Consider the following 22,058-nt stretch of genomic DNA (forward strand, 5'->3'; position numbering starts at 1 on the left):
CAATCGAGACGCCCGGCATCGAAGTCGATGCCGGTGCTTATCGGTATCCGAAAACTGGATAACTGTGGCAACAGCCTAGGCAGATCTGCGCACGGCCGGTGCCGCGACTGTCGCGATAGGAGTGACTGTGACGTCGGAAACCAGCGCAACCCCCGAGAGACCCGACGAGGCCTGGCCGGTCAGCGCGTATCAGCGCGATGTACTCGGCTTGGCCTTCCGGCTGGCACCGGATCCGGTCGCGCAGCAGACCTACAGCTTCCGCATGGATGAACCGCTGGAGATCGCCAGGCTGCAGGCGTGCTGGGAGCGCGCGCTGATGAGTGACGACGCGCTGCGGCTGCGGTTCTCCTTCGAGGATGGCGAATTCCACCAGTGGGTGTGTGACGACATTCCCGAGGTCGAGGTCTTCGATCTCACCGGTGCGCCGAATCCGGTTGCCGCGGCACAGGAGTGGCTGTGGCGTGCGGTCGCCGACCCGGAGCTGCCCGGTCGGCCCGCCCGGCTCGCCGCGGTGGTGGACCGGCCGGATCGGTTCTGGATGTTCATCTCGGTGCATCACGCGCTGGCCGATGGCTATGGGCTGAATCCGCTGATCGCGCTGCTCAACGACAGCTACACCAAGTCCGACGGCGTGCCGCTGGCGGAGCTGGCGAAGCCGGAGCCGCCCACCGAGCACACCGATCGCTCGGTGACCACGTATCGGGCGATCGCCGAGGACGACCGGGCCTACCGCGAGTCCGAGCAGTACACACAGGATCGCGACGCGCTGCTCACCGCGCTGGACGGGATCGAACCCGCCCTCTTCACCGGCCGGTCGGAGCGGCCGAAAGTCGTGCGCGGGCACTACAGCACGATGATTCCGGGCGACTTCCTCGACCGCATCCGGGCGACCGGCTTCACCGTCTTCGCCTATACGACCGCTGCGGTGGCGGCCTATCTGACGGCGATCCACCGCACCGACCAGGTGGTCATCGGCTGCCCGATGCTCAACCGGCACTCGGCGGAGACCTTCCGTACCCAGGGCCATCGCGCGAATGTCGTCCCGCTGCCGGTGCGCGTGGACCGGAATGTGCCGCTGGCGCAGGTGGCGGTGGAGGTCACCCAGCAGATCCGTGGTCTGAAGAAGCATCAGCGGTTTCCCTACGGCGATCTGGCGCGTGCGTTGAACAGCGATCCGTCGGCGCCACCGCTGTATGACGTCCAGTACTCCTTCACCAAGCTGCCCGACGCGGATTACGTCCACGACCTCATCTCGAAGTGGACGGTGCTCAATCCTGGCACGGTGTCGGACGCGCTCACCATCGTCGTCGCCGAGGACGGCAGAGACGGGTCGATCAATCTCCAGTTATTTTACGACACGGACGTTTTCACCGAGACCTTCCCGGTCGAATCCGCGCTGCGCAGTGTGGGGGAAATGATCACCGCGGCACTGGACCATCCGGAGACACCGGTGGGCGCGCTGCCGATGCTGTCCGTGCAGGAGGCCGCGGCAATAGCCGCCTTCGAAACGGGTCCGCGCACCGATTTCCCGTACACCACCCTCGACCGGTTGTTCACCGAACAGGCCGTCGGCAACCCGAACCGCGTTGCGCTGGTGCCTGCCGCGGATTCCGGCGACAAGCCGCTCACCTACGCCGAATTGTCCCGTCGCGTGGATGGTTTCGCCACCAGGCTGCGCGAGCTGGGCGCCGCGGGCAACGAGTGCATCCCGGTGGTGTTGCCACGATCGACAGACCTGCTGATCGCGGTGCTCGGCATTCTGCGTGCGGGCTGCGCCTACGTCCCGCTCGATCCGGACTATCCGGCGGCGCGCACCGAAACGGTGCTCGCCGACTGCGGCGCCAGGTTCGTGGTCGCCGGCCCCGAGCACGCCTCGGTGTACGCCGGGCTCGGTGTCACCCGGGTATCGGTGGCGAACACCTTGCCCGCACGTCAGGCCGTCGAAAACATCTCGCACCCAGCCGATCTGAGCTACCTCATCTACACCTCGGGCTCCACCGGCGAGCCGAAGGGCGTGATGATCGAACATCGCTCGGTGGTCAACCGGCTGACCTGGATGCAGCGTCGTTACCCGTTGGCCGCAGGCGATGTCATCCTGCAGAAGACTCCGGTGACCTTCGATGTGTCGGTGTGGGAGTTGTTCTGGTGGGCCGTCGCAGGCGCGCGCGTCGCGCTGCTGGCGGCGGGCGGTGAACGGGATCCGCGCCGCATCGTCGATGCCATCGAGACGAACTCGGTGACGGTCATCCACTTCGTGCCGTCCATGCTGGTCGCCTTCGTCGACGAACTGGAGGCCGATCGCACGATCCTGCCGCGCCTCGCGACGCTGCGCCGGGTCTTCTGCAGCGGTGAGGCGCTGGCGCCCGCCCTGCTGCGCCGCTTCCACGCGCTGTACGCGGCGGCGCGGACGACCCCGCCGCAACTGGTGAACTTGTACGGCCCGACCGAGGCCACCGTCGACGTCTCGTATTTCGACTGCCCGCACGATGATTCGCGCGCGGTGGTGCCCATCGGCCGCCCGATCGACAACATCGATCTGCTGGTGCTCGACGAGGCGGGCCGCCGACTACCCATCGGGGTGGCCGGCGAACTGAATATCGCGGGCGTCGGTGTGGCCCGCGGCTATCGGGGCCGCCCCGAACTCACCGCGACGGCCTTCGTCGACGACCGCACGGTGCCGGGCCGTCGCCGCTATCGCACCGGCGACCTGGCCCGCTGGCTGCCCGACGGCACCCTCGAATACCTGGGCCGCTACGACGATCAGGTGAAGGTCCGCGGCAACCGGGTGACCCTCGGCGAGGTCGAGAACGCGATCCTCGGCTGCACCGGTGTGCGGGGAGTCGCCGTCGTCGACGAGCGGTCCGACACCAACGGCGTGCAGCTCGCCGGATACTTCGTCGGCGACGAGATCACCGGCGACGAGATCGCCGATCTGCTCGGCGCTCGACTGCCGCGCTACATGATTCCGACGCGCCTGGTGCGGGTGGACCGGATTCCCCTGACCCGCAACGGAAAACTGGATCGGCGCGCGCTGATCAAGGAGTCCGCCGCCGAGCTCACAGGCATCGGACACCGCGCCGAGCCGCGCACCGCGGTCGAGGCCGAGCTGGTGCAGGTCTGGCGCTCGGTGCTCGGCGTCGACTCGATCGGCGTGCACGACAACTTCTTCACTCATGGCGGTGACTCCATCCTCGCGCTGTCGGTGCGCACCGCCGCCGAGCTGGCCGGCCTGTACTTCGATGTCGACGGGTTCTACGAGAATCCGACCATCGCCGAGCTGGCCGGGATCGTCACCGACGGCCAGGAGGGCACGCGGATTCGGATCGCCGCGGCCTTCGAGACGGTGCCGCTGATCGACCGGGCCGCGCTGTATCAGGCCGAGGACGCATTCCCTGCCACCGCATTACAACTCGGCATGCTCTTCCACAGTATCGAGCGCGCCGATTCGGTCAGCTACAAGGACGTGTTCCGCTACCGGTTCGAGCTGCCGTGGGACGCGGCGGAATTCCGGGTCGCCTTCGATCGGCTGGTGTCGCGGCAGCCCGCGCTGCGGTCCTCGTTCGACCTGAGCAGGTACTCGATCCCGCTGCAGGTGGTGCACACCGCCATCGACTACGAGCTGGAGATTGTCGATCTCACCGGCATCGACTCGACGCTCGCCGACGAGCGGGTCGAGTCGTACTTGCAGGAGCGCAGGCACGCGCAGTACGACATCGCCCGTGCCCCACTGCATGCCGTGCGCGTTTTCCTCCGGCCGGGCGCAGACACCGGGCAGACCGTCGACCTGGTACTCAGCTTCCACCACGCGATCCTCGACGGCTGGAGCGTCGCGACCTCGGTGCTCGAACTACTGCTGGACTATCTGCATCGCCTCGGGCTCGTCGAGTCCGTCCTCGACGACCGCCCGCATTCCTCGACCGTGCTCGCCGAGTACGCACAGGCCGAACAGGCTGCCATTCACGATGATTCGGCGCGCGAGTACTGGCGCACCGCTTTGGCAGACGCGGAGCCGACCGCATTGACGGCGCTGGGCGTCCACCAGGCCGCCGTCACGGCACCACCGCAGGCGCAGGCGTTGGTGCCGCGCCGGCTCGCCGAACGGGTGACCGCGTTCGCCATCCGGAACCAGGTGCCGGAAAAAGCAGTTTATTTAGCCGCGCACTGCCTTGCGCTGCGCACGGTCACCGGCCGTTCCGATGTCACCACGGGCGTCGTCAGTCACGGCCGTCCGGATCGGGCCGGGGCCGAACGCATTGCGGGACTGTTCCTCAACACGCTGCCGATACGGCTGGACGCGTGCGCGGGCACCTGGTGGGAGGCGGTCGAGCAGGTTGCGCGCCGGGAGCGGGAGGCCTATCCGCACCGGCGCTACCCGCTGCGGTCCATCCTGGCCGACGGCGGGCCCGCTTTCGAGACGGCGTTCAACTTCGTCAACTACCACGTGTTCGCGCCGATCGCAGGCATCGACGGCGTCCGGTTGCGCGACTTCGATGTTCGCGAGGAGACCAACTTCCAGCTACTGGTGACGGTGGCGACCGATCCGCGCGACGGCCGCATGTGGGTGCGGGTCAACGGCGATCACACCCTGACCAAGGATCAGTGCGAGACCGTCGCGCTGACCCAGCTGCGGATGCTGGCAGGCATTGTCGGTGAACCGGATTCGGCGATCGATCGGGGCTCCGGCCCGGCCACCGCCCGCGATGTCGGCACCCTCGTCGCCGATGCCGCCGCGCTCAACCCCGACGCGATCGCGCTGATCGGCGACGACAACACGGTGACCTATGCCGAGCTGATCGAGCACTGCGATCGACTCGTGCAGCGGCTCAGCGGTTTCGGGATAGCGCCCGGCAACCGGATCGGCATCATGATGGCCCGACGCCCGGAGCTCGTGGTGCTCGTGCTCGCCCTCACCAGGATCGGGGCGGCTTGTGTGCCGCTCGATGTCAGCTATCCGGGGGCCCGGCTGAACCTGATGATCGACCGGGCCCGCCCGCATCGCGTGATCGCCGACGCGGAATACGCCGGCATCGTCGATGACACCGCCCTGGTGCTCGATACTGCCGCGCTGTTCGACACCGGCGATCTCACCGGTGTGGCACGGGTGGTGCCGGATTACGTGTCGCCGGATGCGGTGGCCTATGTGCTGTTCACCTCCGGCTCCACCGGGGAGCCCAAGGGCGTCGCCATGCCGCACCGTGGCCTGACCACGTTGGTGGAATGGCAGAACCGCACACCGTCGGGGATGGGTCTGGCCAGCACCCTGCAATTGGCGCCGTTGAGCTTCGATGTCTCGTTCCAGGAAATCTTCACCACCCTCGCCGCGGGCTCGGCGCTGCGGGTGAGCTCGGTGGATCTGCGGTCGAATGTCGAGGAACTGCTGAATCTTGTTGTCGAGGAGGGCATTGAGCGGCTGTTTCTGCCTTACGTCGCGCTGCAGGCGTTCGCGGAGGCCGTCGTCGCTAAGCGCACGTTTCCGACCAGCCTGAAGGCCCTCGTGTCCTCCGGTGAGCAACTGCGCATCACCGACGAGATCCGCGCCCTGTGCAAGGTTGTGCCCGGCCTGCTGCTGGAAAACCAATACGGCCCCACCGAATCCCACGTGGCCACCAAGTACGCGCTGCTCGGGCCTGCCGATGATTTCCCCGCGCTGCCCGCGATCGGCCGAGCGGTCGACGGCGACACCGCGGAACTGCTCGACGGTGCGCTGCGATCGGTGCCCGACGGGGTGATCGGCGAAATCTATCTGGGCGGTCGTTCGATCGCCAGCGGCTACCACGGTAGGCCGGGCCTGACCGCGCAGCGGTTCGTGGCCACCCACGGCGGCGCGATCCTGTACCGGACCGGCGATCTCGGCGTGCGGCTGTCCTCCGGGGACATCGTGTATCTGGGCCGCAGCGACAGTCAGGTGAAGATCCGCGGCTTCCGGGTCGAACCCGCCGAGGTCGAGCTGTGCATTCTCGGATTCGAGGAATTTCCCGCTATTACCGAGGCGGCCGTGGTCGCCCGCGGCTTCGGCGGTATCGACGGTGCGCTGATCGCCTTCCTGGTCGGTGCGGCCGACCAGACCGATATGGCCGCACTGCGCCACGATCTGCGCGCGGTGCTGCCCGCCCACATGGTGCCGTCGCGGTTCATCTGGCTCGACGAACTGCCCCGTACGCCGAGCGGCAAGCGCGACGACAACGCCCTGCGCGCGATCGTCGAGAATGCCCCCGATTCGGCTGCCGCCCAGCGGGAACCGGCCGACGAGTACGAGCGGTCGGCCGTGGAGCTGCTCGCCGAGTACGCCGGGCTGTGCTCGATCGGGCTCGATGACGACTTCTTCGCCTCCGGCGGCACCTCTATCGGTGCCATGCGTGTGGTGATGGGATTGTCGCGGCGCTGGGGCGTGGAGGTGCCCCTCGATACGTTCATCGGCGCACCGACCGCGGGCGAGCTGGCCGCACTCATCCGGGCCGGAAACACCCACCGCACCTTCGACCCGGTGGTGCCGATCAGCGGCGGCGCCAAGACGCCGCTGTTCCTTGTGCACCCTATCGGCGGAAATGTGCTGTGCTACTTGGCACTTGCCCGCTACCTCGGCCCGGACCGTCCGGTGTACGGATTGCAGGCGGCAGGTGCCGACTCGGGCAGCACACCCGAGACGTCCATCCCGGCGATGGCGCAGTCCTATCTGGAGGCCATCCGCCGGGTCCATCCGGAAGGCCCTTATCACCTTGCGGGTTGGTCCTTCGGCGGCAATGTCGCGCTGGAGATGGCGCGGCGGCTGCCTGAACACGAGGTCGCCAGTGTGACGCTGCTCGACACGCTCGCATTGCGGCAGCAAGAGAAGCGTGCGCCGGTCGCGCAGGAGCAGCTGATCCGCTGGTTCTTCCTCGAACTGCTCTGGTACGCACGCGGAAACCAGGTCGCACTCGTCGATTTCGAGCCCGATGTGCACGGTACCGACGAACTGTTCGACGCGGTGCTTGCCGAGACGATCAGATCGGGGATTCTGCCTGCCGACAGCTCCCCGCAGACCATTCGCAGGCTTTACGACGTATTCCACGCCAATTACACGGCGCTGCTGGAATACCAGCTCGAGCCCTACGACCGCGACTTCACACTGTTGCGGGCCAGCGAGGGACTGCCGCCCGGCGTCGATGTGGCACATCGGACAGTCGGCAGCATGTTCGACAGCGCGGACAACGGCTGGAAGCGGTACGCCGGACGCCGCTTCACCCAGGTGGCGGTGCCGGGTGACCACTTGCAGATGATGGCCGAGCCGCACATCGGTGTGGTCGCCATGCACTTGGACGCGGCGTTGTCGGCAGCTGATTCCGGTCTGGATCAGGAGCTCGGCGCGCAGATGCTCGACGTGTGAGCGCCGGTCCGACCGCCCGGCCAGGGGTCATGCACGCAACGCATGACCTCGAGTGTCGGTGGCCGGGTCCCGGTCCGCATCGGGTGTCTTCTCTCTCATGAAAAGTTCGGTAGGGGAAGACATTTCGATCCGACTAGGGTTCACTGTGGCAGGGCCGCCGCGGCCCGGCAATGTGGTGCGGCGCACACCTTGCTGCGGATCGGGTCGGCCCCGTGATGTTGAGGTAGCTGAAGGACAAACCGGTCATCGGTGCTCGCCCTTCCAGCGATGGCCGCAGAACTGTCGGGGCGGTACTCCAGCACGTGCGGATGGGCTGTCGTGTGGCCGATTCCGATGTCGGCCTGTGGGTTTCGAGAAGGAGAGTACTGAGCGTGAAGTTCAAGTGGATGGCGGCCGTTGCGGTTGTCGTCGCCGGCATCGGTCTCGTTGGTGCGGGCACCGCGCAGGCAGCCGGAAACGTGGTGCTCGGCGGCAGCTCCGGCCTGGTGTTCGACAACAATTCGGCGTGCTCGCTGACCGCCATCGGTTATGACAACGCGGATCGGTTGGTCGGCCTGACCGCCGGTCACTGCGCTTCGGCCGGCGCGCGCCTGGCCGCCGAGAAGACGCTGGATGCCGGTGTGATCGGCGTAGTGGCCTACTCGGACAATGGTGAGGGGCTGGACTTCGCGGTCTTGCAATTCGATCCGGCCCTGGTCACCCCGGTGCGCACCGTTGGGCCGACCACTATTGCCGGGCTCGGTGCGGCGCCCGGACCAGGCGCCACCGTCTGCACCAGCGGGCGCACCAGCGGATCCGACTGTGGTGTGGTGTGGGGCGGGCTGGAGGGCTCCACCATCAATCAATCCTGCTCGAAGCCTGGCGATTCCGGTGGTCCGGTGACCGTCGGCGATCGACTGGTCGGCATGAACCAGGGCCGACTGACCGGCCTCGGCGGCATCGGCTTCAACGTGCCGTGCGTCGGCGCGGGTAACCCCGTGCACTCACCGGCTTTCTTCGCGCCGATCGATCAGATTCTGGAGGCCGTGAACGCCACCGGTGGCGTGGGGGCCGGATTCCGGCCGTTCTGAACCGGATTCGGAGGGCGACGTCGCCGCCGCGAGCCCACGCAGGGCCGCGGCGGTGAATTCGTCGAGGGGATAGAACAATTCGATAGCGAGCTCCGAGAGCGTGACATCGGCGGGTGCGCCGAAGGTGGCCATGGTGCTGAACATGCGCATCTCGCCGAACGGCGTCCGGATGCGCAGTGGCACCTCGAACGGACTCGGTTGCACCACATCATCGTTCGGTGCACTCGGTGGGTCCGGCAGCCGCGGGTAGGCGGCGACCTCGTCGTAGAGCGCGCGCAACTGTGGGTCACCGCTCGCACTCGCCTGCCGGGCCAGCCGATCCAGGAACAGCTCGCGGACCTGGGTCAGGTTGGCCAGCCGCGCCGACAGCCCGTCCGGATGCAGGACCAGGCGATAGACATTGGGCTGCGGTAGCAGCAACTCTTCCGGAATGCCCTGCATCATGACGCCCATGGCCGCGTTGCCGGTGACCACATTCCACAGCCGATCCACCACCACCGCCGGGTACGGCTCGTGCGCGGCGAGCATCGTGTCCAGCGCCGAGCGCACCGAGGCGAGCCCGGCGTCGTCGAGGCTGCTCTCCCGGTAGGCGGGTGCGTAGTCGGCGGCGAGCAACAGGATGTTGCGTTCCCGCAGCGGCACATCCAGGGCTTCGCACAGCCGCAGCACCATCGCCCGGCTCGGCTTGGACCTGCCGGTCTCCACATAGGACAGATGCCGGGACGAGGTGTCGGCTGCCAGCGCCAGATCGAGCTGGCTGAGTCTGCGCCGCTGCCGCCAGTCCCGCAACAGGCCACCGACCCGTGACGGGGTCTCCATCAGATTTTCTGCCGTCCGCGTGCCAACCACGTGACCAGGCTAATCACCCGCGTTTCGGCATTCCATGACCTCCGAGGTTATTGAGACCTTCACCTCGGTTCCGCATGGTGGATTCCAGGAGCCGATCGGCTCCCGGAAACGATCACAGGAGATGGACATGAGCACGCCAAGCCTCGCCGTCACGCCCGCCCTTTCCGGAACACGGGCCGGCGCCGACTATCTGCGCTCCGCGCTGCGGGTGGACGGCTGGAGTACCGGTGGGTTCGGGGTGGTCATGCTCGCCGGAGCAGTCGCGTTGCGTGATCCGCTCGGGCTGCCGACGACGTGGTCGATCCCGTTCGGTATCGCGATGCTCGGTGGCGCGCTCGCGCTGCTGTTGATCGCGGGCTATCCGGATATTTCGCCGCGACAGGCCACCGCTGTCGTGAGTGTCAACGCGCTGTCCGCGGTGGGGATGGTGGCGCTGGCGTTCTCGGGTCTGATCGACCTGACCGGGCTCGGTATCGCGTTCATGCTGATCGGAGCAACCGTTGTCGCGGTGTTCGCCTGCCTCGAGTACACCGGCCTGCGCCGGGTGGGCCGATGAGGGGAGCCGGATACGCCACGTCCGAAATCCGGGCGGTGGGATCGAGCCGATCGGCTCAGGGCCGCGACTGCGGTGCGCCGATGTCGTCGACGCCCAGGTTGGCGAGCAATCGAAGATTGTCCTCATCGATGCTGTCCGATTCGGGAGCCAATGTGATCAGCTCCTGGCCGGAACCGTCCGGCAGCATGAAGCGCTCCTGATGCAACGTGATCACACCGATCATCGGATGCCGAAAGCGTTGCGATCCGTGACCGCGGACGCTGACATCGGCGGCGGCCCACAGTTCGCTGAACCGGCGGCTGCCGATGGACAGCTCACCGATGAGCGCGGCCAGCTCCGGGTCATCGGGAAACTCACCAGCAGCGTGGCGCAGGTGGGCCACGGTGGCGGCGGTGCACGACGATCGATCGGCGTACAGGTCGAAGCGGTCGGCGTCGAGAAAGATCATCCTGGCCAGATTGCGGTCGTCGACCGGCACCTGGTCCAGATCCCAGTACAGCAGACCGGCCAGCCGGTTGTACGCCAGCACGTCGATGCGGTGGTTGAGGATCATCGCTGGATATTCCGACATCGTGTCGAGGATTTGCCGCAGTTGCGGCCGAATCGTGGCCGGATAGCTGGTCGGCTGCGGCCGACGGTTGCGCTGTTTGGCGAGTTTGTGCAGGTGCGCGCGGGCCACGTCGTCGAGTTGCAGTGCCCGCGACAGTGCGTCCAACACCTGCTCCGACGGTTGTGTCGCTCGGCCCTGCTCGAGCCGGGTGTAGTAATCGACGCTCACGCCGGCCAGCTGCGCCAGCTCCTCGCGTCGCAAACCGGCCACCCGCCGGCGGCCACCGATGGTGACGCCGACCGATTCCGGCGGCACGTGCGCTCGACGCAACTGTAGGAACGCGCCGAGGTCGCCGAGATCATCCATGCATCCCAGTATGCGCATGGGCCACTCGGGCCGCTCGTGACGATGGTGGTCCTGCCAGTCCCAGGAACCCTGGTCCGGCGGACAAGCAGTCTCTGGTCGATGCCCGACATCGGACGCAGGATCGGTGGCATGAACGTACTGATCGTCTACGCACACCCTGACCCGAACTCGTTGACCGGCTCCCTGAAGGACCTCGCCGTCAACGTGCTGCGCGCGGACGGCCACGATGTCGTGGTTACCGACCTGTACGCCATGAAATGGCAGGCAGCGGCCGACTACACAGACTTCGACGACATCACGGGTCCGGATTTCATGCATGCCTCCGGCGAGGCCTACCGATCCGGTCGGCTTGTCGAGGACATCCGCGTCGAACAACAAAAGTTGCTCGACGCCGACCTGGTCATCCTGCAGTTCCCGCTGTGGTGGTTCACCATGCCCGCGATCCTCAAGGGATGGATCGACCGAGTGTTCACCTACGACTTCGCGTATGGCGCGAAGGTGTCGCGTTATGGTGCGGGTCCGTTCGCCGGTAAACGTGCCATGGTCGCCACCACCGCAGGCGGCAGGATTGGGCACTACACCGAGCGGGGAGTCAATGGTCCCATCGACGACCTGCTATTCCCGATCAACCACGGTGTGCTGTCGTTCACCGGGTTCGATGTGCTGCCGCCGTTCGTCGAGCACAGTGCCGTCCACCTGGACGACCAGCGCTACACCGAGATCGCCGAACGTTACCGGCAACGACTCGCGACCGCCTTCACCGCCGAACCGATCCCGTACCGCCTCGAGTCCGGCGGCGACTACACCGGCCTGACATACCAGGACGGTTCGGAGCTGGTACCGGGTCGAGAATCTCCCGGCACCAGCGGATTCGCTCTGCACATCGCTGGCCCGGACCGGCGATGACGGTCGTGGTCCACTCCTCGAAATAAGCAAGTGTCCGGCGCCGAAGCCCGTCTCTTGATCACCGCGCTGCCGGTCCGTGGTTATCACGACCACTGTGGACTGCTCGGAGCGGTCCTCGGCAGTGGGCCACGGCGATCACGGCACGTTACTCGCACGTCGCTGAGTTGGCGAAGCGTGCAGTGCTGATTCGAGTTTCGCGAGGAATCGCGGGAAGTGCGGGTCGGGGTCGGGGATGGCGAAGGTGTCGATATCCCACCAGCGGCCCTCGCTGAATTCTCGGGGATCCAGGGCATACTCGCGGGAGCGGTCGCCTCGGATGAGATACCAGAGGCTGACGTCCTGGTGTCCGCTGTGGGTTCCGACGGTGGTGGTCACGGTGAGGAACAGCGGTTCGGTTCCGGTGACCGTGAATTCGGCGGGGACGCCCAGTTCTTCGGCGGCCTCGCGGCCCGCGGCGTCGAGCGGGTGTTCGCCCGGGGAGATGTGGCCGCCGGTCGGCAACCACAAGTCCGCGAGGAGGTGGCGTCCGAGGAAGACGGCGCGGGCCTCCGGATCCACCAGGACGACATAGGAGACCAGATGACGCGGGGGCGTATCGGGTTTGACCCGACGGAATACGTCATCGGTCGATTCGAGCCAGGCCAGCGTCTCGGCGATGTGCTGCCGCTCGAGGGTGTCGAATGGCGTGATGGCTCGCACGATCTCGGCGATGACGGCGATCGCGGGGTTCATGGCAGGCAACTGTAGTGCGAGGTGCCAACACCACAGCCGGACCATCGGTCACGAGTACAGCCAGCCCTGCTGATTGGCTCGACCATGTCTAGCCCACCGGATTGCCGGGCGTGGTAACCGAAGACACTGAAGGGGCGGGTATTTTCACTGCGGAGCGTGGTGCTATCCCGGGTCGGCGCGCCTCTTATCGAGTGCGTTTCTGATCAATATCCGTGCACCTTCTCCGGTAACTGATTGCTTGGCGAGAATATCGAACGCGCGCCCATAGACTGCTATCTCTCGAGGCTGTGTAATGGTCAGTTCCGCCGCCGTTCCGATGCGGGTGTGTTCGGGATGGCGGTGTCGGATCCGATCGTGTCACGCACGATCACCGCGCTGGCTGCCGAAGCGCCGAAAGCATTGGCAGCCATACGATCTGCGCGACCCCTCTTTCCGTATGGCCCGGGGGCGGCAACCTACATTCACCCGGCCACCCACAACATCATCAATGGTCCCTGTGATCATGTACCAAACAGGTCATGATGGCCGGGGCTTCACTGAAGCGAGCTATTCTCAGTCTTGGGTCGATCTGGAGAAGGTGGTCGATCTGCCTTATATCTGAAGGGGTTATGTGATGATCAAGATGGTGCGCGCGTACTCGAAGTACACGGTCGGAGCCCTGTCCGCGGTACTTTTCTGTTCGAATTCGGCCTGACCTGACAGGCGTCGCTCTCCCCGGAATACGTCTCGGGGAGAGCTTCGTTTTCTGAAGATTTCGATTCTAAAGATTTCGTTCGGAGAACTAATGTTCATCACAGGTATGCGGCAGTTGGGGTTGGCGTGGTCGATATTGTCGGGTCGCGCGTTCCGAGTCCAGGACGTGTTGGCTCTCGCCGATGATGTGCGCGCGACGCTGGAGGAGTTCGGCTCCGCTGGTGAGGGTGCCAATGACATGCTGGGCCCCCCTGATCCGGAGATTCAGCAGAGCCTCACGCGACGGCGGTTGCGTCGGACGGTCCGTAATGCCGCCCAGCACACGCCGTATTACCGGCACCTGTTCGAGGGGGTCGATATCGATCTGGCCACGGTGGGTCCGGATATGATCACGAGGATTCCTCCGACATCGAAGCAGGCCCTGCGTGGTATGCCATCGGCGTTCGTGTCCGATCGCGGCAAGCCCGTGCTGGCGGCGCAGACGACGGGCACGACAGGCACTCCGACTACGGTGTGGTTCTCGCGCTACGAACTCGAGATCACCGCGGCCACAGGTGCTTTGGCCCTGATGTTGACCAATGGCTTACGTACCGAACATATCTGGGGCAATTGCATCACGACGCGTTCCATCGCCCATTATCTGACCGAACGGTCTATAACGTTGACGGGTGCGGGTTTCGTGCCGATCGGTCCGGTCGACCCGCAGGTCGCGCTGGATCGGTTGGCTACCCCGATGCATCTGCCCGGTAAGCGCCCGCAGATCACCCATCTGAACGCGACGTCCTCCTATCTCGCGGCGCTGGTCCAGGATGCGGAGCGCGGCGGCTGGACCGCAGCCGACTTCGGTCTCCAGGAGATCCATGTGGGCGGTGAGATCCTCACCGACGCCCTCCGGGAACGAGTGCGTGAGTTGTTCGACGTGCCGATCATCGACGGCTACTCGATGACCGAGATCATTCCGGTCGCTGGTCAGGTCTGCGGGCATGATCACTTGCACCTACCGGTCGACCAAGGACACGTAGAGGTGTTGGACCCGGTAACGCTCGAACCAGTCGCGCCAGGAGCGGTTGGCTCGCTGACGATCACGCCGTTCGTCTCATACCGCGATACCACCACGCTGCTGCGGTACGTCACTGGCGACCTGGTCCGGGTGCTGCCCGAGGCGCAGAAACTGGGATGCGAGTTCGCGGCCGCTCCCGCTACCTCACGGATTCTCGGGCGCGTGACCGGCTCGCAGCTGACCACTAAAGATGTGCTCGAGCTGCTCCACGGCGAGCGGGTCTTGCCGCTGCCGACACGGTATGCGCTCGAGGAGACCGGCAGTGCTGGTGCAACGGTGCTGCATGTGGTTGCCGAGCGCGCCTCCCGCAAGCTGCTGGCCCGGCTGGAGGAGCGGGCAGCGGATCTGGCGCTCCCACTCGCCGGGATCGTGCTGGTCGAGGACCCGGCTGACCTCCCAACGCCCTGCCGGGTCCGTGCGGACCTCCGCGAGCACACCTTTCATCACAACATTCCTATCCCGGCTGGACGCAACGCGTGAAATACGAACTGCAAGGTGTCCTAGCGTTGGACGCGATCATTCTGGTCACGATCGGCTTGGCCGTCGGTTACCTCGTCACAGTGCGGATCCAGCGGCCACCGGCGGGGCTGTTCGTACGATCCGATATCGCGATCATGGCCGCACTGCTGGTACTCACGCCATTCGCCTATCTGAACATGCCCGCCTGGCTCGTCTGCACAATATTCGCACTCATCATCTTCCTCGCGGTCCAGTTCACGCTGGCTCCCGTCATCGGCGGCCGGAGCGCGTTGGGTGCGGCGGCGTCGGTGTGCGTTTTCGAGGTTGTCGCATATTTCGTGGGCTGGTCGACCGCGATGATGATCATGAACGATGTGGCGCTCGTCATCGTAGCCATCGGGGTAACCAACATGTGGGTACAGACCGCGATGAAGCCGCCACTCGTCGCAGGACTGGCACTGATCCTGATGGTGTACGACACGGTCGCGACCTGGATCGTGTCGTTGACCGCGGACTTCGTGAACCTCGTCAACGGGATCCCGTTCGCGCCGATGCTGGCGGCCCGCTACGCACCAGAGCCCATCGGCTTCGGGTTGGGGGATGTCCTTCTGCTGACCGTCTGGCCGCTCGCCGCGATCAAAGCATACGGACGCAACGCCGGAATTTGCGCGGTGACGATCAACGTACTGCTGATGGCGGCGATGTTCGCCGGGTTCGCCACCACGACGATCACCTTGATTCCAGTGCTCACACCGCTCGGCCCCCTCATTGTCGCTCAGCACCTCTACTGGCGCCGCCGCGCTCCCACCACTGTCGCACCACGCGTTCCCCTCGAAACAGCGCTCAGAGCACCAGCGATAGCGCACTCCAGCAAGAGTCGAGACGCTTACGGCACCACATTGAGCGCCTGGATTGCCCTACATGAAGGCGAAATCGTCGGCACCGGAGACTCACCCGGCACAGCCCGCCGCGCCGCCCGCAGAGCAGGGATAACAGAAGTACCCGTAACCACCCTGGCAACCCACGAAGGCACGCTCTGATGAGCTGCGATCACCAGTGCGCGCGGGCCCGGCCATCGTCGGGTGGTAGCTCGAAATGATTTCAGCCGCCACTCCAATCAGCAGAGCCGATGGTGTTCTGACTTGAACGGCTTCTGCGGCCGTGTCATTCGCTCGATGTGTGTTGTAACCGGTTGTGCCGCATGATGTCTGGTCGTGGTCGATGATCATTCGCAACGTCTGGTTCCGGATGGACGGTGGGCGCTGGTCGAGCCGCTGTTGCCGAAGTTCGAGACGGACGTTGCCCCAATTGGGCACGCACTTGCTCGATATCCTCTTCTGAAAACTACTCCTCCAGATGGACTACATGTCCACGCGAAAGTTCAACTCTTAATCGACTAACGAATATGAACCTTCACTTCACAATATTCATGCTGACAACATGCGATGCTCGAGCGTTAACCTGAGGCCTTTCATCGCAGGTGACCGTGGATCGCATGTCGTGAACAAGAAAGCGTGTCCTGAACTGGGAGAATTCTGATTGTTGAAGTCGGAATTCACGCAGATTCGAGGAGCGTCTTTCCGGTGGGGAAGTCTACGTCGCCGTATTTCGGGGCAAGATCGTGCTGGACTTGGCGGTGACGGTCGCGCTCGGCGGGGACTGCCTGGCCGACATCGGCATTCTGCGTGCCGATGCGGGTGTGTTCGGGATGGCGGTGTCGGATCCGATCGTGTCACGCACGATCACCGCGCTGGCTGCCGAAGCGCCGAAAGCATTGGCAGCCATACGATCTGCGCGACCCCTCTTTCCGTATGGCCCGGGGGCGGCAACCTACATTCACCCGGCCACCCACAACATCATCAATGGTCCCTGTGATCATGTACCAAACAGGTCATGATGGCCGGGGCTTCACTGAAGCGAGCTATTCTCAGTCTTGGGTCGATCTGGAGAAGGTGGTCGATCTGCCTTATATCTGAAGGGGTTATGTGATGATCAAGATGGTGCGCGCGTACTCGAAGTACACGGTCGGAGCCCTGTCCGCGGTACTTTTCGGTAATTCGGGCGGCTAACCTGACATACGTCGCTCTCCTCGGGATACGTCTCGGGGAGAGCTTCGTTTTCTGAAGATTTCGATTCTAAAGATTTCGTTCGGAGAGCTAATGTTCATCACAGGTATACGGCAGTTGGGGTTGGCGTGGTCGAATTAAGGTCCCTGACCTACGGCTTTAGGTGTGTTTGAGCTTGTCACGGCCCATTTCTGCGAGCTGCTTCTGTAGCCACGGCTCGAGTTTGCCGCGCCGACGCTCCTCCGCCTTGGACATCACGACCACGACCCCAACGGGTTTGGCAGGTCAGTCATGCACAGCAAGGCAGCCCAGAAGTCCGATCGCAGCGCGTTCCAGAGATCGCCGTGCCCGGGGAACGCGTCTCGGGCCTCCCACAGGTTCGGTGGGCCGTCGAGTATCACCAGTCCTGGCGTAGCGGTCGGCAGTTCCTCCCCACTGGGCCATCGGTATGCGGGTGACGCATCTGCGCGGTTCTGGATGTTGATCACCTGGCAGTCGCGACGCATGAGCCGCCACGTTGCGACCTTCCTGCCGTCTGGTGATTCGGTGGTACGCATCCGGTCTCGGTTCATCACGCCATCTCGCCGTTCGTGCGCCCGATGCTGGGGGGTTGGTTCTTCACCCCAGCACCGGGACGATTCTGTGGGCGCGGTCTGCTCGGCCCATTCCTGAACAGCAACGGCAAAGCGCTCGGTCACTTCCATTGGCAGCGGTCGCCATCCTCGTACTTCATGCTGTTGAGGGCCGACGAACGGGCTTCGGTGCGGCAGTTCTCTCGCAGTCATGGTCTGTCCCCTAATTGCTGCGGATGTTGGGCACCAACGCCAGGGACTACGACGGCAGTCGGTTCAACCTGGCACCTGATACCGACTACAACGATGTCGCAGAGCACCACTTGCGTTGAAGTGGCAGCGACAGTGGCATCACGTACTGCTCCGATGTCGCCAGCAGAGGCGACGGCCGGATAGTGGCATCAGGGGTGGCATCCGTGCCACGTGAGGATGTTTCGCTTTCGTCCTGGCTGCGGGCGGGGAATGATCAAAGTATGAGCAGCGGGACCGGCGACCTGATCCGCCAACTTCGCTCGGCTAAGGGCTGGTCGCAGGGAAGACTGGCCGATGAACTGTGCAAGGCATCTGGTGCCAACATCAGTCGTGAGTACATTTCCCGGCGTTGGGAGTCCAACGCAACGGAGCCCTCATCGTTTTGGTTGCGCCATCTTGCGGCGGTACTGGATTGCCCCCTCGAGCTGTTGGAGGCGAATGTGAACCGTCGCGAATTCCTTAGTCACCTAGCCGCCACGTCCGTCGCGCCCGTGGTGGCGTCCGACCTCTTGGCGCAAGGGTTCTCGGCTCGGTTGAACCCGGCGCGGCCGGGTATCGAGGAATGGGAAGACCGACTCGTCACCTACGGCCGGGACTACATGAGCGCGGGGGGTGCTGAGATACAACGACGTTTGGCGGCGGACATGATCGTGCTTCAACAGCAGTTGGACTCGCCCCGGATGTGGTCCATCGCTGCGCGTCTGATGACGTTGTACGCCAAGACCTTTCCCGGTAGCGACGGGCGCAAGGCGATCAACTGGTATTCGATGGCCGCAGCAGCGGCCGACAGATCGGAAGTCACGGATATCCGGGTATGGGTCCGTGGACGTGCGGCGATCGCATTGGGCTACGAGGGTGCAGCACTGCCGGTAGCGCACCGATTCGCCGACCAGGCGTTGGCTATCAGTGACCGCCCTGGTTTGGGCCGATTGAACGCGCTTTGGGGCAAGGCCCATGCCGCTGCACTCCAGGGCGACACGGCGACGGCACGTGGGCTGATCGACACGGGCCGTAGGGAATTCGACCGCTCAGGGTCCGACGATCAGGCGAGCGACTACGCGGTCCCTTGGTGGCGGGTGAACGTCTTTCTTTCCCTGCTGGCTGCCCGCCTCGGCGAGGAACGGGTCGCGGTGGCGGCCCAGGAAGCGGCGAGGGCGGATCTGCCGGAGTCGCTGCCTCGGTTCCGCACGCACCTGGATATGCATCAAGGGCTGATGCTGGTTCGCGACGGCGACCGCACCGAGGGTGTGAAGCTGGCACGGGCCGCACTGGATGCGTTACCGCCAGAGAAGCATTCGCTCACGCTACGAATGCTCATGGACGAGATCGCTGACCCCGCAACGGCCTCCGCGCGCGGGTAGGGAGTGCGTCTCGGTCACACCTCAGTGGCAATACTCACTGTTGGAGCGGGATGTAAAACTCGACAATCGAGTAGGCGGACGGCACCGCCGCGGCGGTGTTCGGGTGCCGCGCCCGTACTGTCTGATTGTCATCAGCACAGTCCGGCCAACTTGTAGAGCACCAGTGACCCCGCGACCGCCACGTTGAGGCTGTGGCCGGTGCCGACCATCGGGATTTCGACGGCGACATCGAGGAGTTCGAGTCCCTCAGGCGGTATGCCGCTGCTTTCGTGACCGAGCACGATGACGGTGCGCTTGCGGGCGGCGGGTAGGTCGGCCAGGCGGATGGATTCGTCGGTGAGCTCGACGCCGACGATTGCGGAACCTTCGGTCCGCTGGCGATCCAGCCACCGTTCCACGCGACCGTCGATCCAGTGCACACATTGTCGGTGGCGCAGGGTGTTGCCCTGGGCGAGCGCGTCCGGTATCCACGGCCGCCGTGGCACCGCCAGGCACGCGCCGACCGCATCGCAGGTGCGCAGCAGGGTGCCGAGGTTGACGCCGTGCATCGGCCACAGCGGCGCGATGAGGAGGTGGTTCCAGCAGCCGTGCGCCCGCCGCCTGCGTTGGCGACGGAGTTCGGGGCGGGTACGGACCCGCGCGGCGGTCAATGAAGGACGGGAAGGTCCTTCCCTGGGAGCGCGGGGGAGACAACGAGATTCATTGTGAGGATGCTTCGCGGCGCATCCGGGCCATCGTTGGTGGTGGCCGACGAACCGGCCGAACCGTACCGCTCGAGCATACCGACGTCGAGACCGCCGGCAAAGCCCCGACGCCGGGCTCGGTCACGGACGCAGCACCGAGACCAGGAATTCCGTCTGGTCGTAGACCGCCCGCTCGAAGTGGTCGTCGAAGTAGACGTCGAAATGCCCTATCGGATAACGCTTCACGACGGCGTGCTTGGTGCGTTCCGCGGCCCGCAGCGTCGGTTTGATCGGGGCGATCGAGTCGTTGTCGGCGACGACGTACATGACCGGCATCTTCAGCGACTTGGCTCGGCGGCCGGGAGAGTCGAACAGCGTCGACAGTGCGACCCGGGCCGCGACTTTCGGTTCGTAGCTTTCACTTTCGTCGGCGAGCCTGCCGAAACCCTCCAGCACATCCGGCGCACTCATCAGTGCGGCGGCGCGCTTGCGGCCCGCGAGTCGGATGCGCACCGGCTTGCGGCGCAGCGATCCGACGAGCAGGTCGGTGGCGGCGATGGTGGCGACCTTGGTCAGGCTGGTCGGGCCCTTCGCCAAGGCCGAGGCCAGGCCGCTGGTGAAGGGGACCTGCGCCACGACGGCCGCGATGTAGTCGTCGTCGGGTGCCACCGACAGCACATGGCCGCCGCCGAAAGAGGTGCCCCACAGGGCAATTCGGGTCGCATCGATACCACGCAGCGTGCGCGCATAGGCAATGGCCGCCCGCCAGTCTTCGCGCTGGCGGGCGATGTGTAGTAGCTGGCGTGGTGAACCCTGGCTGGCCCCGAAATGCCGGTAGTCGAACACCAGCACAGCCATTCCCGCGGCGGCGAACCGGCGCGCGTACCTGTCCAATCCCATTTCTCGATTGGCCCCCAGACCGTGCCCCATGACCACCAGCGGGCGGGGCTTGGGGACGCCGTCGGGTGGATACAGCCAGGCGGCGCAATGCTCGCTACCCGAAGGAAAACTGACCTCGACACGTTCCATGGCACCCCACCGTACTGTTCTGCTCCGACCAGCTGCGAGGTCAGGCCCGGGAACAACGTACCCTGGACGCCGCGGACGAGTTGGCCGGGCGACCGCGGCGATGGGAACGGGCACAGCTGTGCCGCCGCCCGTCGCCGAGGAAAGTCCGGACTCCACAGAGCAGGGCGGTTGCTAACGGCAACCCGGGGTGACCCGCGGGACAGTGCCACAGAAAACAGACCGCCGATGCGCGAGCGTCGGTGAGGGTGAAACGGTGCGGTAAGAGCGCACCAGCGCCCCGGGTGACCGGGGCGGCTCGGTAAACCCCGCCCGGAGCAAGGTCGAAGGTCGCATCGCGTGCGGTGCGGCTGCGCAGGTGTTCGAGGGCTGCTCGCCCGAGCCTGCGGGTGGACCGCTCGAGGCACCCGGCAACGGTGTGTCCAGATGGATGGTCGTCACTCGGTGTGAACCGGGGACAGGATCCGGCTTACAGGCCAACTCGTCCGCCCGCACGGTGCCATGATGGAAGTGAGCCGCGAGACCGGGTTCCGGCGCGGCAGACGATTCGCCTTGGCGGTGCAGTTATGGACATTCTTGCCCTCATCGGCAGCATTTTCGGTATAGGAGCGGTCGTCGGCGGTGTCCTCACCGCCATGAGCGCGCGGATCGTCACACAGTACGAGAAGGGGCTGGTTTTCCGGTTCGGTCGGGTTGCGGGGACACGGGATCCCGGGCTGCGCATGTTGATTCCGTTCGTCGATCGGATGCGCAAGGTCTCCATCCAGATCATCACCATGCCGGTGCCCGCGCAGGACGGCATCACGCGCGACAACGTGACGGTGCGGGTGGACGCGGTGGTGTATTTCCGGGTGATCGACCCCGTCGCCGCCGTCATCGAGGTGCAGAACTATCTGTTCGCGGTCGGCCAGGTAGCCCAGACCTCGCTGCGCTCGATCATCGGCAAGAGCGAACTCGACGATCTGCTGTCGAATCGGGAGCAGCTGAACAAGGGGCTCGAGCTCATGATCGACAGCCCGGCACTGGCGTGGGGCGTGCACATCGACCGGGTGGAAATCAAGGATGTGGCGCTGCCGGATTCGCTGAAGCGCTCGATGTCGCGGCAGGCGGAGGCGGAGCGGGAACGCCGGGCCAGGGTCATCTCGGCGGAGGGGGAGTTGCAGGCCGCGCAGATGCTGGCCCAGGCGGGCGCCCAGATGTCGGAACATCCCGCGGCATTGCAACTGCGGCTGCTGGAAACTGTTGTCCAGGTCGCTGCGGAGAAGAACTCGACGCTGGTGCTGCCGTTCCCGGTGGAGCTGCTGCGCTTTCTCGAGCGCAGTAGCCCACCGGTGCAGCCTCAGGACGACACACCCGCGGCGGGCCAGGACGGAACTCACACGTAACACCGGAGGCGTATACCGATACAGGTACCGCGCGCCTCGATGGTGTGCGGCACGATCCCTCCATCGGTAGCACAACGTAAAGGACCGGACCGATGTCCGTGCTTATCCC

The 22,058-nt window shown here is 65.3% G+C and carries 14 protein-coding genes, 1 other RNA gene and 1 pseudogene; 10 read left to right on the forward strand and 6 right to left on the reverse strand.

Features of this window, described 5'->3' with window-relative positions; all coding sequences use genetic code 11:
• Window positions 1-127 precede the first annotated feature (127 nt).
• Both OHA42_RS15055 and OHA42_RS15060 read left to right on the forward strand, forming a co-directional pair.
• Window positions 128-7,363, forward strand: coding sequence for an amino acid adenylation domain-containing protein (locus tag OHA42_RS15055; protein ID WP_406237653.1), 7,236 nt, complete (start codon window positions 128-130; stop codon window positions 7,361-7,363).
• 371 nt (window positions 7,364-7,734) lie between these two features.
• Window positions 7,735-8,433 (forward strand): trypsin-like serine protease, encoded by a 699-nt coding sequence (locus tag OHA42_RS15060; RefSeq protein WP_406237655.1) that lies wholly within the window; start codon window positions 7,735-7,737, stop codon window positions 8,431-8,433.
• On the opposite strand, the gene OHA42_RS15065 is transcribed toward OHA42_RS15060, so the two are convergent.
• Complete coding sequence (locus OHA42_RS15065; protein ID WP_406239371.1) at window positions 8,347-9,252, reverse strand: helix-turn-helix domain-containing protein; 906 nt, start codon at window positions 9,250-9,252, stop codon at window positions 8,347-8,349. The two genes, OHA42_RS15060 and OHA42_RS15065, sit on opposite strands and share 87 nt — an antisense overlap.
• A 157-nt stretch (window positions 9,253-9,409) precedes the next feature.
• Between OHA42_RS15065 and OHA42_RS15070 the strand changes: the two genes are divergently transcribed.
• A complete protein-coding gene (locus OHA42_RS15070; RefSeq protein WP_406237657.1) occupies window positions 9,410-9,838 on the forward strand; it encodes a hypothetical protein in 429 nt (142 codons plus the stop codon).
• A gap of 55 nt (window positions 9,839-9,893) precedes the next feature.
• Here OHA42_RS15070 and OHA42_RS15075 read toward each other — a convergent pair whose 3' ends face one another.
• A complete protein-coding gene (locus OHA42_RS15075; protein ID WP_406237658.1) occupies window positions 9,894-10,754 on the reverse strand; it encodes a helix-turn-helix transcriptional regulator in 861 nt (286 codons plus the stop codon).
• 129 nt (window positions 10,755-10,883) lie between these two features.
• Between OHA42_RS15075 and OHA42_RS15080 the strand changes: the two genes are divergently transcribed.
• Complete coding sequence (locus tag OHA42_RS15080) at window positions 10,884-11,660, forward strand: NAD(P)H-dependent oxidoreductase (RefSeq protein ID WP_406239372.1); 777 nt, start codon at window positions 10,884-10,886, stop codon at window positions 11,658-11,660.
• A gap of 135 nt (window positions 11,661-11,795) precedes the next feature.
• Here the strand turns inward: OHA42_RS15080 and OHA42_RS15085 are convergent, their stop codons facing one another.
• Entirely contained in the window at window positions 11,796-12,392 is a 597-nt protein-coding gene (locus OHA42_RS15085; protein WP_406237660.1) for an NUDIX hydrolase, read from the reverse strand.
• Window positions 12,393-13,176: 784 nt separating this feature from the next.
• On the opposite strand from OHA42_RS15085, the gene OHA42_RS15090 reads away from it, so the two are divergent.
• The 3 genes and pseudogenes from OHA42_RS15090 to OHA42_RS15100 all read left to right on the forward strand — a co-directional run.
• The gene (locus tag OHA42_RS15090) at window positions 13,177-14,625 is read left to right on the forward strand and encodes a phenylacetate--CoA ligase family protein (RefSeq protein ID WP_406237662.1); all 1,449 of its coding nucleotides are present in this window, start codon (window positions 13,177-13,179) and stop codon (window positions 14,623-14,625) included.
• Window positions 14,622-15,644 (forward strand): hypothetical protein, encoded by a 1,023-nt coding sequence (locus OHA42_RS15095; protein ID WP_406237664.1) that lies wholly within the window; start codon window positions 14,622-14,624, stop codon window positions 15,642-15,644. Before OHA42_RS15090 ends, OHA42_RS15095 begins: the two co-directional genes overlap by 4 nt.
• 572 nt (window positions 15,645-16,216) lie before the next feature.
• A pseudogene (locus OHA42_RS15100) lies at window positions 16,217-16,402 on the forward strand (IS1380 family transposase); the annotation flags it as partial.
• A gap of 522 nt (window positions 16,403-16,924) precedes the next feature.
• Here OHA42_RS15100 and OHA42_RS15105 read toward each other — a convergent pair.
• A complete protein-coding gene (locus OHA42_RS15105) occupies window positions 16,925-17,374 on the reverse strand; it encodes a hypothetical protein (RefSeq protein WP_406237666.1) in 450 nt (149 codons plus the stop codon).
• Window positions 17,375-17,715: 341 nt separating this feature from the next.
• Between OHA42_RS15105 and OHA42_RS15110 the strand changes: the two genes are divergently transcribed.
• Entirely contained in the window at window positions 17,716-18,855 is a 1,140-nt protein-coding gene (locus tag OHA42_RS15110; RefSeq protein ID WP_406237668.1) for a helix-turn-helix domain-containing protein, read from the forward strand.
• 131 nt (window positions 18,856-18,986) lie between these two features.
• On the opposite strand, the gene OHA42_RS15115 is transcribed toward OHA42_RS15110, so the two are convergent.
• Complete coding sequence (locus tag OHA42_RS15115; RefSeq protein ID WP_406237670.1) at window positions 18,987-19,505, reverse strand: TrmH family RNA methyltransferase; 519 nt, start codon at window positions 19,503-19,505, stop codon at window positions 18,987-18,989.
• Between the two features lie 174 nt (window positions 19,506-19,679).
• Window positions 19,680-20,567, reverse strand: coding sequence for an alpha/beta hydrolase (locus tag OHA42_RS15120; protein WP_406237672.1), 888 nt, complete (start codon window positions 20,565-20,567; stop codon window positions 19,680-19,682).
• Between the two features lie 76 nt (window positions 20,568-20,643).
• Between OHA42_RS15120 and rnpB the strand changes: the two genes are divergently transcribed.
• Together rnpB and OHA42_RS15130 are read left to right on the forward strand one after the other, a co-directional pair.
• Window positions 20,644-21,052: RNase P RNA component class A (gene rnpB, locus OHA42_RS15125), an RNA gene on the forward strand.
• A 147-nt stretch (window positions 21,053-21,199) separates the two neighbouring features.
• A complete protein-coding gene (locus OHA42_RS15130; protein ID WP_406239374.1) occupies window positions 21,200-21,949 on the forward strand; it encodes a slipin family protein in 750 nt (249 codons plus the stop codon).
• Window positions 21,950-22,058: the final 109 nt, after the last annotated feature.

Origin of the sequence: Nocardia sp. NBC_01009 (assembly GCF_045208035.1) — a bacterium.
Taxonomy (GTDB): domain Bacteria; phylum Actinomycetota; class Actinomycetes; order Mycobacteriales; family Mycobacteriaceae; genus Nocardia.